This is a genomic window from Chryseobacterium sp. P1-3 (genome assembly GCF_000738495.1).
Taxonomy (GTDB): Bacteria; Bacteroidota; Bacteroidia; order Flavobacteriales; family Weeksellaceae; genus Chryseobacterium; species Chryseobacterium gallinarum.
Genome location: NZ_JPEQ01000012.1, coordinates 1 through 13,582, shown reverse-complemented (window position 1 = coordinate 13,582; position 13,582 = coordinate 1). Strand labels below are relative to the sequence as shown.

Sequence of the window (13,582 nt, the reverse complement as noted above, 5' to 3'; positions counted from 1 at the left end):
TTCACTGAATTCAATCTGTTGTTTATAGGATTTGGCTAAAGCCAATGGATATTTTATGTTTTATTAAGCGGGCTAAAGCCCGCTGTATTGATGAATATTAGTCTTATATCATTCTATATCTTCAGCCATTTTTTCTTGAGCATTTTCCAACGCTGGTCGTTGATGACTTTTTGTTCTTCTTTTGTTATTTTCAGTTCCAGTTTCCTGGATTTACAGTGTTCATAGGAGCTGATAATATCAAAGAAAAATGAGAGGGACTTACTTTTCATCGCTTCTTTTGAAGAAGCAATATAGGCCATCAATCTGTTCAGTCCCAAAAAGTAAAAATACCTGCCATAGTAATCGGCCGGTTTTATGGTATAATCTGCTCCTTTTATTTTCATCAATTTAACATGCAGCTGAGGGAGAACAATTTCTTTCCAACCCTTATTTTTTAAGAGTATCGCGTCAATATTATCCCAACCTAATGTTTCTCTTAAACCTCCCATCTGGAGAAAGCATTCTTTCCGGTAAGCTTTCATTGGACCTCTTACATGGTGCTTGTTGGAATTACCCTCGTACACCCAGTTTCCCTCTTTTTCCACATATAATAATCCTCCTACCAATCCATATTCCGGATTATTGATAAAAGCATTTTCTACAGCCTGCAAATAGTTTTCAGGAAGGATAATATCTGCATCAAATTTACAGATGATATCAAAGTTATCGATAGCCTGTGTCTGGAGCCCGCTTTTAAAAGCATGAACTACTTTGGACCCTGGCTGATGCTCGGATTTCTGAAGCGTAATGGTCTCAAAACGTACATCACTGGCGGTATACCTCCTGATCACTTCAGATGTTTTATCTGTGGAGCCGTCATTAACGACCACCACTTTAAAGTCTTTCTGACTTTGCTGCAGTAAAGAATCCAGGGTGAATGAAAGGTTAGTTTCTTCGTTATGTGCAGGAATTATGATTAAAAACCTCACGAATTATAGTATAAATGATGATGAATAAGTGATAAATGATCACAGATAGAGGATCATTTATCACTTATTGTTTTTTATTATTTATTATGCGGTTTCAGCATATTTTTCGGATCAAGGATCTCATCCAACTTTTCCTGAGAGAGAATTCCTCCCTCCAAAACAAGATTGTAAACACTTTTACCTGTTTCCAATGCCTCTTTAGCAATTTGCGTAGATTGCTTGTAACCGATATAAGGGTTAAGTGCTGTTACGATACCAATGCTGTGCTTCACCATATTCAGGCACACTTCCTTGTTGGCAGTAATTCCTACCACACATTTATCACGAAGGGTATCTAAAGCATTGCAAAGGAAATTGATATTTTCCATGATAGCGTGGGAAAGTACCGGTTCCATCACATTAAGCTGTAGCTGTCCGGCTTCCGCAGCAAAAGTCACGGTAAGGTCATTTCCTATTACTTTAAAACAAACCTGATTTACTACTTCCGGGATAACAGGGTTAACTTTCCCCGGCATAATTGATGATCCCGGCTGCATAGGAGGAAGATTAATTTCAAAAAAGTCCGGCCCTCGGTCCTGAAGAAAGCAATCTTAAATCGTTACAGATTTTAGATAATTTCACGGCAAGACGTTTCATTGCTGAAGAATAGATAACATATGAACCTGTATCCGGTGTAGCTTCTACCAGGTCCGGCGCTGAAACAATCGGGAAGCCTGTTATCTGAGCTAAGTTTTTAGCACAAAGAGCAGCATATCCTACCGGGGCATTCAGTCCTGTTCCGATAGCTGTAGCCCCCATATTAACTTCCACAAAAAGACTGGCATTGTTATTCAATTTGGAAATATCTTCTTCCAATGTCGCGGCATATGCTTCAAATTCCTGTCCCAACGTCATCGGAACAGCATCCTGAAGTTGTGTACGCCCCATTTTGATGACATCCTGGAATTCCTGACCTTTTGCACGGAAAGCCGCTATAATTTTCTCAAGTCTTTCTACCAGGCCGATATTCATCTGCAGCAATCCCATTTTGATCGCTGTAGGATAAGCATCATTCGTGGACTGGGAAAGGTTTATGTGGTCATTAGGTGAGCAAAACTCATATTCTCCTTTATTTTTACCAAGTTTTTCCAATACAATATTGGCAATTACTTCATTGGCATTCATATTAATTGAAGTCCCTGCACCCCCCTGGATCATATCTACCGGAAACTGGTCATGATATTTCCCTGCTACAATTTCATCACATGCTTCTGCGATTTTAAAATACAGGTTTTCATCAAGAAGTCCCAATTCATAATTGGTTTTTGCAGCTGCTTTTTTTACAAAAGCCAGGCCTTTGATAAAATCCGGATATGAAGACAAAAGCTGTCCTGAAATTTTGAAGTTGTCTATCGCTCTTTGCGTCTGAACCCCATAATAAGCATCTATCGGAACATTCAACTCCCCCAATAGATCACTTTCTTTTCTGAAATTTTCCATTACAGATATTTTACTATTTTTTTGATCGTATAAAGATAGCAAAAACGCATCTACCGATGCGCTTTTAATTCAATTATTTTATTGGGTATTTCTGGTTTAAAGCCTGTAGTATTGCCCATGTTTCAGCATCCATAATTCCGCTGTAATTCTGAGGGCGGAAATGGTATTGGAAAGCCTCAATGGTTTTCTTGGTTGCATCATCCCATTGTCCGCTAGGATCTACTCCATATCCAAATTTCTGCAATGCAGTCTGAATAAGGAAAATAAAGGATGGTTCATTATATCTTGTAGTGAAATCCAACTGTGCTAAATCAAAGAAGTTTTGTTTTGTTGCTTCATCATACCACATTCCTATCTGATACTCGTCATACAATTTCTTCCAGGGGAACATTGGCCCCGGATCTTGTTTCCTTGTAGGGGCAATATCTGCATGAGCAAGAACATTCGTGGCAGGAATCTGGTATCTTACAATAATATCTTTCGCTAAAGCAGCTACTTTTCTCACCTGCTCATCGCTGAATGTCGCGAATATCCTCTTCCCGGATCCATCCGTAGTGTAACCGGTATTTACAATTTCGATTCCTATAGAAGTATCATTAAGATTCTTATCGTTTCTCCATGAGCTTACCCCTGCATGATAAGATCTTTTGTTTTCATCTACCAGCTGGTAGATTTCATTGTCTCCGGTATTATTAACCAGGTAATGAGCGCTTACCGCCTGCTGTGTAAGAACAGTAATCGACTTATCATCCGGGAGTGCTGTATAATGTAATATTAAGTAACGCTGTCTGAAGTTTTGTGCAATGGCAGGAAAATAGGTTTTTACTACTTTATATCCGGCAGGTTTAGCCGAAACAATTGAACCGTAACTTGCCGTATTATCATTTTTAGTAGGGTCTGCTATATTAGTGGTAAAAAACTCAACTCCATGATCGGAAATAATTTTCGGTTTCGGAGGTTCGGGAGTTGCAGGTTTAACTGCTGGTTTTGCCTGTACCACGGGGGTTTTCGGTTTGTATGTATTTTTTTTCACATTCGGTTGGGAAGTACATGAAAAAACACATGTGCTTAATCCGATGATATATAATGTTTTACGCATCAGTTTGGTTTTTGGATGATTTATTACTTCAAAAATACGCAAATTTTTCTTGAATTTTATTTGGTAAATAAAGAAATCTGTTCTATATTTGCACTCGCAATAACAGAACAACGATCATTAAAAAATAAACAAATAAGGAGGGTTGCCGGAGTGGTTAACGGAGCAGTTTGCTAAACTGTCGACGCGAAAGTGTCGCAAGGGTTCGAATCCCTTACCCTCCGCTCTCTTAATATATTCGGGGCGTAGCGTAGTCCGGTCATCGCGCCTGGTTTGGGACCAGGAGGTCGCAGGTTCGAATCCTGCCGCCCCGACTTTTTTAATGACCTTATACATTAAGCAAATCAACGTTTAAGGGTGCGTAGCTCAGCTGGATAGAGCATCTGCCTTCTAAGCAGACGGTCAAAGGTTCGAATCCTTTCGCGCTCACTTAATGACACCATTAGGACAATTTAGGCCAAATGGTGTCATTTTATTTATAAATACCCATCAATCAGCCTATTTAATGTATTTTACCCCCTTTTCCTTTATTTTCTAAAACAAAATATCTCTTTAAAAAAACAAATATTTTATTCTTTTTCAGTTTGTTTTGAAGCTAAAACTCTTTAAAAACATAATAAACCAAACAGGATTCGAACTTTCTATACAAAATTAAAAAACTGAAAAACAACCATTTAACATAAATTTACCAAGTCTTTATCTCCTGTCATAAAACTGTTATCCATTAGTCTTCAACAACATTTTAATAGTTAATTCTGTGAATTAAGAATAGATAAATCCTGCAAATTGGCTATTTGCAGGATTTTTTATATAACGATTATGTTTTCTTTTCGAAAGCTTACCTAATTATTTTTTAAACAAAGCTTTTTTTAAGCGCTAGCGCACCTTGTTCTGATGAAAACTTTACTGCTTCAATATGATCTAACGGATTTAAGAGTCCATAATCATGGATAAATCCGTTATAAGTCTCGATAGTCGTTGGAACGCCAGCCTCATCTAGTTTTCTTGCATATGCCAAACCTTCATCGAAGAGAATATCATTTTCGGCCAGCTGAACCAATGCAGGCGGAAGGCCTTTAAGTTTTTCTAAGGGTGCATTGAATGGGGTAGCATAATATTCCTTGCGCTTTTCGACATCAGGGAGATAGTTATTCCACATCCATTTCATTAATGGAGCTGTAAGGAATCGTTCTTCAGCATATTTTTGCCAGGATTCACGAGAAAAATCTGCATCAGTTACAGGCCACAATAACAATTGAAATTTTATTTCAGGGCCTCCTTTATCTTTCGCCATTAGGCAGAGGACCGCAGTCATATTTCCGCCGACACTGTTTCCGGCAGCCGCCATATTTTTACCATCAACACCAATTTCAGCACCATTTTCTGATACCCACTTTGTAGCTGCATATATCTGATTGATTGCAACTGGATATTGTGCTTCCGGTGAAGGTGTATAATCTGTAAATACGGCAGCGGCACCACTATGGACAACTAAATCCCTGACCAATCTTCTATGGGTTGGATAATCACCCAATACCCATCCACCGCCATGCGTAAACATGAACACCGGAAGGTTCTCGGAAGAAGCATTGGCAGGTTTTACAATATGGATATTTACCGTAATTCCATCCTGCGTAATTTCCCTTTTATCTTCAGTAATACCTGAATAATCTACCTCAACAGAATTTTGCGCATCAACCAAAACCTGTCTGGCTTCCTGTGGAGTCAATGTTTCTAGCGGTTTACCACCGCTATTATTCAGTCCCTTCAAAAATTCCCTGATACCTGAAAGGATCTGCGGATCGCTCTCAGCTTTAATGTTGTTTGCCATAATTAATATGTTTATGATTTAAAATGAATATAATGTTCCTTTCGAGTCATTTAATTCTTTATTTTTTCAAGTTCTTTAATAACCACCTTGGCCATTTCCTTTGAACTGAATGGATTTTGACCTGTAATCAGATTACCATCCACAACAACGTTAGATGTCATTGGAATAAAGGCTTTCTTGAGATCTGCACCGCGCTCCTTAATAGCAGCTTCCAGATTGAAGGGTACTTCCCGCTTTCTTCTGGCAATAGTTTCTTCAAACCAGTCAAATCCGGTCATTGATTTTGCTTTGATCAGATATTCACCGTTACTAAGCTTAACATTTAATAATCCACCAACTCCATGACAGATCGCAGCGACTTTCTTTCCTTTTTCAAACTGATTCCTAACCATTGATTGTATAGTAGAGTCATCTGGAAAATCGTACATCGTACCATGCCCCCCAGCTAAATAGATCAGATCATATTCTTGTTGAGTAAGCTCAGATAGTTTTTCACTATTTGCTAGCAATAACCGAAAGTCATCCTCATTCCAATATTGTTCAGAAATTTTATCTAGTGTAAAGTGTTTTAGACTTTCGGGATCTACAGGAATGTTACCACCTTGAGGACTTGCAATGGTAATATCATAACCTTTCTCTTTAGCCGCATGATAGATATGAGTGAGTTCACTAAGCCACAAACCGGTTTTCAGATTACCACTTGCATACATACCTATATTGGTTACTATAATTAAGATTTTCATCATGCCCCAATTTTTTCTTTTAATAGTACAAAGTTGATAAGAAACCATTACCTGGGAGTAGCCTAATTACGGGTAGTTGTAACCGAATCTCTGTATTTAAAAGTTTTTAAATACAGCACCTTAATTTAATGATGATCTGAATTTCAGTGGAGAAAGTGATGTTCGGCTTTTAAAAAGGCGGTGAAAGGATTGCGGATGTTCAAATCCAAGCTGATAAGCAATTTCAGAGACCGACATTGAGGTAGTAGAAAGTAATTCTTTTGCTTTTTCGATCAATCGGTTCTGGATATGCTGCTGTGTGGTTTGCCCTGTTTGCACTCTTAACATATCACTCAGATAATTTGCACTCAGATGTAATTGATCAGCAATGAAGTGAACTGAGGGTATACCGTTAATTGTTAACTTATCATTTTTGAAATAATCATCCAATAATAGCTCCAGCTTTGAAAGAAGGTCACTATTCACTTTCTTTCTGGTCAAAAATTGGCGGTTATAATAACGATCACAATATTTTAACAGAAGATCAAGGTTAGAAACAAGTAGGTCTTGTGTAAAGGAATCCATGTTGATATCAATTTCCTGTTCAACATTCGCTATTATATCAAAAATAGTTTTCTCTTCCTTTTCAGAAAGATGCAATGCTTCATTCGCGGTATAGGAAAAATAACCATATTCTTTAATATCGGATGCCAGTCCATATCCATGTAGGAAATCCGGATGTACCACCAAAACAAAACCTTTTACTCCATTGAGGAGTATATCATCAAACTGAAGGACCTGATGTGGGGCAATAAAATACATAATACCCTCATTAAAATCATAATATTGCTGGCCATACCGGCATTTTCCACCAGCACAGTCTTTTTTTTAAAGCAATAACATAAAAATCAGTGGTTATGGCACTAAGAATAGCCTCCGATTCCAGTTTAACATCATCAAAATTAAATACACTGATCAGCGGATTAGCGGGTTTCTTTAACCCCAAGAACTTATGAAGTGTACTTATTGATGATACTTTTTCCGGAGTTTTCATATGCTGATTTTCAGATTTGTACATGACTAATTTACTTAATTATTTTGTTTCCTGAAAGCTGTTCATCTTTTATTATGCTGATCCCTTGTTTATATGTTGTGACCTGAAAATCCGGAAATTTCTTTCTGAATTTTGAATCGTCAAATATATTGTCATGTTCATACCTGGGAAGAAGCTCCAGTAATTCCTTTACACTTTTGTTAAAAAATGAGCCTATTTTGAACATCAATTTGGGAACAACAGAATATTTCAGATCTCTGCTGTAAATTCCTGAAGCCATTCGGATAAACTCTTTATAGGTAGGATGGCTTTTATCCACCGGCAGATGCCAGGTCTGACCGAATGCTTCAGGGGTATTCCCGATCAAAGCAGTGGCGCGGCTCGCATCGGGAGTCCAAATCAGGCTTCTTTTCTTGTTTGCACTCAATGGAACCTTCAGCTTTTTGCCTTCTTTGATATTATTAAAAATTAAGGTATTGGTAATGCTCTGTGTTTTGCGAGGGCCGTAAAATTCCGGGGCACGACAGATCACGGCTTCAAGTTCACCGGATTCGATTTCCTTCAGCACCATTTCAGCCATTTTTCTTCTGACTCTTCCTTTTCTTCCCACAGGTGAAAAAGCAGTTTCTTCTGTCAATATGCGATCATCCTGAGGATACATATACGTATTATCAAAGAATACGAGTTTTGTATGGTTAATCTTGCAGGCATCAATTACATTACGAAGGATAAGCGGAAACTGTTTCTCCCAGAGATCAGAACTGATCGGAAGGCCTAATGTGAAATAAGCAATTTCACTGCCTTTTACCGCCTCGATTGCTTTTTCGCGAATTGATAAATCTGCCGAAAAGACTTCGTCCGTATCATTTACTTTTTTTGCATCTCTACTGACAATTCGTATAGATGAAGTAAAATTTCTTTTGAGTTCTCTTGCGAGCTCTTCACCAATCTGACCGTTGGCTCCTAGTATCGTTTGCATTTCTTTTGCTTTTTAAATTATTATACAAAGTTCAGCAACCAGCCTAAAAACAGAGTATCTGAATTAACGAAAGTTGTAACAGAATCTCTGTTATTTATTAACAGCAATCAACTCAAATAGGAACAGTTTGGAAAAAATAGAACTGAAATAATTGCTGTAGTCCTTACAGAATCCTATTTCTTTAAATAATTCAAGTTGCTAAAAATCAACAAAATACCCTTAAAACCCAATTAAGATCAGCAACCAAAGAGTTCGAGGATAATCCTGTCAAATTCACAAAAAACCTCATCATTTTTTGGTGAGGTTTTTTGTTGTTTTATAATTTACCATCTATTAACAATACTCAAGGATAGAATATCCCGATTATGATCGGGACGGATAAAGGCTCTAACCTTCTGCGGTCACAGAGCATTACTGCATTTAGCCACAAATTGCTCAAACTTCTGATCTGTATTTCGCAAAACTGGTCCGTGACCGAAGCAGATAACGGAAGGGTTCAGCTCTGCCAGCTTTTGGAGCGATTTAATGTTACGCCGCTGATCCGAGGTGAACATATTTGGAGGAAGCCGCAGACCAGTTGCTGTAGTAAGCAGGTTCATATTGGTTGCTGCATCTCCGATGATCAGCACTCCATCCCGTTCACGGAATAAAGAAATATGACCAGGTGAATGTCCGGGAGTCTCTATCACCCGAAAGTTTCCGATCCTATCGTTTTCAACAATTGTCTGATCGACTTTATGACCCTGCCCTGCCCAGTATTTTTGCTGAAGCTTTGCCACCCAATGATCCGGAGTTGGATAATCGTTGGTTACCATACCTGTTTCGGCTCTGAAAACTTCGTTGGGATGGCAGAGTAAAGGAATCCTGAACTCTGCGCAAATCTGGTCACTGCAACCCTGATGGTCTGCATGCGCATGCGTCAATACATGTTGATGAACAGCAATTTTCTGATTAACTTTCCTTATAGTGGTATATGAGCTCCGTATTCCGGAGTCTACCAATACACCTTCGATAATATAGCAGTTGATACTGTTTCGTGGCATCAGTGGAATCTGGAATACTTCGGGAGCAATTTGACGTAACATATTTTTTTTGTGCAAATCTACATTACTTATCTGGTCTGCATAAGGACATTTGTCCTATAACACGTTGGGCTTATGTATTTGTCCCTTTGCCCGTGTAAGTGATCGCGGCGTGATACCCAGGTATGATGCCAGATCCTGTGTTGTTATCCGCTGAACAAGCATCGGTTGGCTGGATAGGACATGACGGTATTTATCCACAGCCGGCTTATTATTGTAATTCAGCAGATAACGTTCCTTTTGGATATACTCTTGCTCCATGATCGATTTTATCACGCCATTCCAGGCGGTTACCTGAGCAAGAAGATGCTGATAGTCCGGGTAATTTATCCTGTAAATTATACTATCTTCTATAGCCCTGATACTTCTTCCGGACTTTTCCTGCGCCACAAACTCCTGAAACGAGGTGACAAATTCATTTTCAAACTTGAAACAGGTAATATTTTCCTTTCCTTCTTCGTCGGTATTGTATGCTTTTACTGCGCCATTAGTGATAAATCCGATATAACGGCAGATTTCATTCTCATGAATAAAAAAATCTCCTTTTTTTAAGCGGACCGGCTTGAAAAACTGTGCAGAAAAGTTGATTTCCTCTGCTGTTAGTCCTCCTGTTGAGGATAGATAATTTTCAAATACGTCAGTCATTCACAATCTTTTTCGTCTTTTATTTTCATCTTAATCGTCTATGGTTTACATATCCAATCTATCAGTTATTGTACACAAAAACTTTCATGCTGAGATTTGTTTATTTCTTACGTCATGAGTATCGTTTTGATAAAACATCCTAATAACAAATGCACAAAAGCTGTATGAAGGATTTTCACATTATTCAGATGATCTCTTTTGCTTTTCCATTCGCTTTAAAAGCTTCATTTTTTTTGCTTCCTGCTTCTCTTTTTATTTTCCTGTATTCCCAGGGAGCAATCGCCTGATTATCCTGCCAGAGGCCTATTTTTTTCTGTTGGGCTTTTTCCTGCAGTTTTCCCAGGGAAGCATCATTAGAATAAAAGAAATACCACCATCCCATTCCTGCTTTTATCAATTCTTTTGAGAGATATTTGCCATTGTCGTAATACACTTTGGCAATAGAGCGTCCATAACGGTCTTTATCCGTTTCAATAAAATTAATAGTTTTACCAAATACCTGTCCTGATGTGTATTGCTTAGCATTTTTCCCGAATGCCTGTCCTTTTTCAGGACAATCTACCTCGGCGAGTCTCAGTTTCTTTTGTTGATTACCTTTTAGAAGAATTGTGATAGTATCTCCATCTGAAATTTTTATTACTTTTCCACTGGTTTGAGAGAACGTCAGTACTGGAAGAAGTAAACACACAAGCATTAATCGTTTCATGGGGTAAAGATAAGTTAAAAAAAGTCTTAACATTTATATTTTACAACCATAATATACTTTTACTTAAAATTAAGAAAACAGACTTTTTCTTTCAAAATGCTTATTCTACTTTTTTCACTTTTATATAAAAATTAGGATCAGTATTTATTTCTGTAATGTTATTATTTTTCAGCTGAAAGGTTTGCCATGAAACTGTCGGGAATAGCCAATCATCTGACCCATCTATTTTTACCGGCATAAAAAATCCATCGATACAATTGGTAAACCGATATCTCAATTCGTTATTTTTGATTGAATATTCCAGCTCGGGAATCTGCGTTGTCCGGAGATATTGGTTAAATAGTGGTTTAAAGTTCATCCCAGATTTTGTAATAATATAATCTTCAATCTCTTGTGTTGATGTTACCTTATGATAAAAACTGGCAGTAACCCCCTGCAAAATTTTACGGAACTTCTCATCATCATTCATTATTGTTTTAATCATATGGATTACAGCCCAGCCTTTAATATAATTATCTGAGCTACTATCTTCATTAATTCCATACCTGCCAATAATCGGTTTTTCGTTGTCTATTCCCTTATATCTTGCAACCAGAAATTCCTCTCCCGCTTTTCTCCCGCATAAGTCTGCAATAACCAGTTCTTCGGCAAGCCCCGCAAAGCCCTCCTGTATCCAGCGATCCGCAATATCGGAAGCGGTTATACTGTTTCCAAACCATTCATGTGCCATCTCATGAACAATCAATCGGTCTGTTTTTTTCCCCCATCCTGTTTTAGAAATATCTTTTCCTTTAAAAGTTCCTTTTGTATAATTATTGCCATAGGCAATAGCACTCTGATGTTCCATTCCGATATAAGGCGCCTCCACTATTTTAAATCCGTCTTCATAAAATGGATACGGCCCAAACCATCGTTCCAGGGATTTCATTGTCTGAACAGCCTCAGGAATCATATGATCAAGCGCTTTTTGCCTGTTGTAATCGAGAATCCAGTAACTCATATCCAGCTTCCCTTTCCTACCCTGGTAAGTCTGACTGATATTTACATAATTTCCGGCATAAAATGATATTCCATAATGATTGATAGGATTAACAACTTTCCAGGTATATTTTGCCGTTCTGTCAGAAGATAATTTTTTGCCTACCCATCTTCCATTCCCAACCGCTGTCATGTCTGCAGGAACAATGATGGAAATGGAAGCACCTTCATCAGGCTCATCATATAACATATTTTTGCATGGATACCATAAACTGGCTCCTTTATACTGACAAGCCACCGATATCCATGGACGGTTTAAGGAATCTTTTGCCCAAACCATTCCTCCGTCCCAGGGTGGTGATACCGATTCAACAGGCTTCCCGGAATAGTAAATATTTAATTCATAGCTTTTACTCTTACTATGTTTTGGCAAGGAAATATACCATATATTGCCTTTATTATGGAAAGTTAATTTTTTATTATCCTGAAAAGCACTATCTATGGTCAAGGGCTTCACTAAATCAATCTGCATCATTTTGGAGTTTCCTCCTGAAAGTGTTTTATACTTTATTTTATTATTTCCTGTAAGCGTTTTAGTTGGATAATCAGGCTTCACGGTAATATCATAATGCAGTAAATCCCACCATGTTTTTTCAGGAGTAACAGATCCTACTAAAGAATCCTCTCTTGTCGGTTGCTGCGCAACAATAGCAACAGAGACCAAAAAAATAAAACTAAAAAATATTCTAAACATAAGAAAATGTTTTTATAAAGCTCTCAATTTCAATATTTAATAAACAAATATAAAAATTACGTGGTTTAAAATTCAAAATTTAGCCAGAGTTAGTCCCAAACACCTTTTTATCATCAAATATCGGCAGATCTTCTAAGAGCTTAACTCTGCAACAGCAATATCTTCCATCTTTCTTTAAAGTTGCCTTTATTGGTTTTTACGTTTCATCCATTATCTCTTTTATCATCAAATCAAAGAATGTTAAAAAAATAAAAATTTTATTTCCATCATTACAACAGCATAAGTGAATGGTTTTTAAATGACTAAGACCTGTCAAAAAATTTTCATGAAAAATTAATTAAAAATTATTCCGGATTTTATTTTTTTATTTCAAAAAGTATTGTACCTTTGCAACCGCAAAAACGAAGTAAAATTCGTTATTGATGACCTCCTCGGGGCGTAGCGTAGTCCGGTCATCGCGCCTGGTTTGGGACCAGGAGGTCGCAGGTTCGAATCCTGCCGCCCCGACTTTTTTCAAAATTTTAAGGGTGCGTAGCTCAGCTGGATAGAGCATCTGCCTTCTAAGCAGACGGTCAAAGGTTCGAATCCTTTCGCGCTCACAAAAACCTCATCATTTATGGTGGGGTTTTTTGTTTTTCGTTTTATATCCTATTTTAGCGGATCAATCAGTCTCAAAAATTAGGGACATAATAAATTGGGTCTGAATATAAAAAATTCTGTTCATTATTGATTAGCATCAAAATTATTGAGATCCTTTTTCACGCAAAGTTTAAAAAAAATAATGTTCTATTTCAAGTAGACAAAGAAGGCAGCGTAGCTGCTGACTAAGCGCATGCAAAGTGTTCGCTTCATCAGAATCGATTAAGATCGATTCATTTCTTAGCTTACTTAAAATGAAGAGTAGTCAAAAGATCTTTGCGTGAATTTTAAAAATTAAATAGATCTAAATATTATATGCCCCCAACTTTTCCGCTTGATCCACCATTCTTTATACAATAAAAAAGCCTAAGAAACGAGTTCTTAGACTTTTGAAACATTCATTATCAACATTTGAGATTCAACGATTTTCAATCCATAATGTATTAATTCCACAACCTAAAAGGTTTACCCTCTTTTACATTTCTGAATTGATTTATCCCTGAACCCATTTCTTTGATGAATAAGCGGTAAAGCTTTTTCGGGACAAAAATACTGAAATTATTCCGGACTGTGATAAATAATCTGACTGATCACTCTTCCTTTCTTGATCGTCCAAAGACTGGTGTATCTGTTTTCCCCGGAGCCATTA

Annotated in this window: 9 protein-coding genes, 5 tRNA genes and 2 pseudogenes; 5 read left to right on the top strand and 11 right to left on the bottom strand. The window is 37.5% G+C overall.

What is annotated here, in order from left to right; translation table 11 throughout:
* Nucleotides 1–113: 113 nt before the first annotated feature.
* The 3 genes and pseudogenes from HX13_RS16275 to HX13_RS16265 form a co-directional block, all read right to left on the bottom strand.
* The gene (locus HX13_RS16275) at nucleotides 114–968 is read right to left on the bottom strand and encodes a glycosyltransferase (RefSeq protein ID WP_050021958.1); all 855 of its coding nucleotides are present in this window, start codon (nucleotides 966–968) and stop codon (nucleotides 114–116) included.
* 77 nt (nucleotides 969–1,045) lie between these two features.
* Nucleotides 1,046–2,447: pseudogene (gene aspA / locus HX13_RS16270) on the bottom strand (aspartate ammonia-lyase).
* Between the two features lie 73 nt (nucleotides 2,448–2,520).
* Nucleotides 2,521–3,546, bottom strand: coding sequence for an N-acetylmuramoyl-L-alanine amidase (locus HX13_RS16265; protein ID WP_050022045.1), 1,026 nt, complete (start codon nucleotides 3,544–3,546; stop codon nucleotides 2,521–2,523).
* 136 nt (nucleotides 3,547–3,682) lie between these two features.
* Here HX13_RS16265 and HX13_RS16260 point away from each other — a divergent pair.
* The 3 genes from HX13_RS16260 (at nucleotide 3,683) to HX13_RS16250 (ending at nucleotide 3,972) form a co-directional block, all read left to right on the top strand.
* Nucleotides 3,683–3,767, top strand: a tRNA-Ser gene (locus HX13_RS16260).
* Between the two features lie 15 nt (nucleotides 3,768–3,782).
* Nucleotides 3,783–3,857: transfer RNA gene (locus HX13_RS16255), tRNA-Pro, on the top strand.
* Between the two features lie 41 nt (nucleotides 3,858–3,898).
* Nucleotides 3,899–3,972 (top strand) — tRNA-Arg (locus HX13_RS16250).
* Nucleotides 3,973–4,396: 424 nt separating this feature from the next.
* Here the strand turns inward: HX13_RS16250 and HX13_RS16245 are convergent.
* The 8 genes and pseudogenes from HX13_RS16245 to HX13_RS16210 form a co-directional block, all read right to left on the bottom strand.
* Nucleotides 4,397–5,374: an alpha/beta hydrolase gene (locus HX13_RS16245; protein WP_050021957.1), complete on the bottom strand. Its 978-nt coding sequence runs from the start codon at nucleotides 5,372–5,374 to the stop codon at nucleotides 4,397–4,399.
* Between the two features lie 50 nt (nucleotides 5,375–5,424).
* Nucleotides 5,425–6,120: a type 1 glutamine amidotransferase domain-containing protein gene (locus HX13_RS16240; RefSeq protein WP_202962926.1), complete on the bottom strand. Its 696-nt coding sequence runs from the start codon at nucleotides 6,118–6,120 to the stop codon at nucleotides 5,425–5,427.
* Nucleotides 6,121–6,237: 117 nt separating this feature from the next.
* Nucleotides 6,238–7,150: pseudogene (locus HX13_RS16235) on the bottom strand (helix-turn-helix domain-containing protein).
* Nucleotides 7,151–7,181: 31 nt separating this feature from the next.
* A complete protein-coding gene (locus HX13_RS16230) occupies nucleotides 7,182–8,129 on the bottom strand; it encodes an NAD-dependent epimerase/dehydratase family protein (protein ID WP_050021955.1) in 948 nt (315 codons plus the stop codon).
* Between the two features lie 401 nt (nucleotides 8,130–8,530).
* A complete protein-coding gene (locus tag HX13_RS16225) occupies nucleotides 8,531–9,214 on the bottom strand; it encodes an MBL fold metallo-hydrolase (protein WP_050021954.1) in 684 nt (227 codons plus the stop codon).
* Between the two features lie 54 nt (nucleotides 9,215–9,268).
* The gene (locus HX13_RS16220; protein ID WP_050021953.1) at nucleotides 9,269–9,856 is read right to left on the bottom strand and encodes a Crp/Fnr family transcriptional regulator; all 588 of its coding nucleotides are present in this window, start codon (nucleotides 9,854–9,856) and stop codon (nucleotides 9,269–9,271) included.
* A 184-nt stretch (nucleotides 9,857–10,040) separates the two neighbouring features.
* Nucleotides 10,041–10,550, bottom strand: a complete 510-nt coding sequence (locus HX13_RS16215) for a thermonuclease family protein (protein ID WP_082129190.1) — start codon at nucleotides 10,548–10,550, stop codon at nucleotides 10,041–10,043.
* Between the two features lie 112 nt (nucleotides 10,551–10,662).
* The gene (locus HX13_RS16210; RefSeq protein ID WP_050021951.1) at nucleotides 10,663–12,294 is read right to left on the bottom strand and encodes a M1 family metallopeptidase; all 1,632 of its coding nucleotides are present in this window, start codon (nucleotides 12,292–12,294) and stop codon (nucleotides 10,663–10,665) included.
* Between the two features lie 432 nt (nucleotides 12,295–12,726).
* Here HX13_RS16210 and HX13_RS16205 point away from each other — a divergent pair.
* Nucleotides 12,727–12,801, top strand: a tRNA-Pro gene (locus tag HX13_RS16205).
* Nucleotides 12,802–12,819: 18 nt separating this feature from the next.
* A tRNA-Arg gene (locus HX13_RS16200) sits at nucleotides 12,820–12,893 on the top strand.
* Nucleotides 12,894–13,582 lie beyond the last annotated feature (689 nt).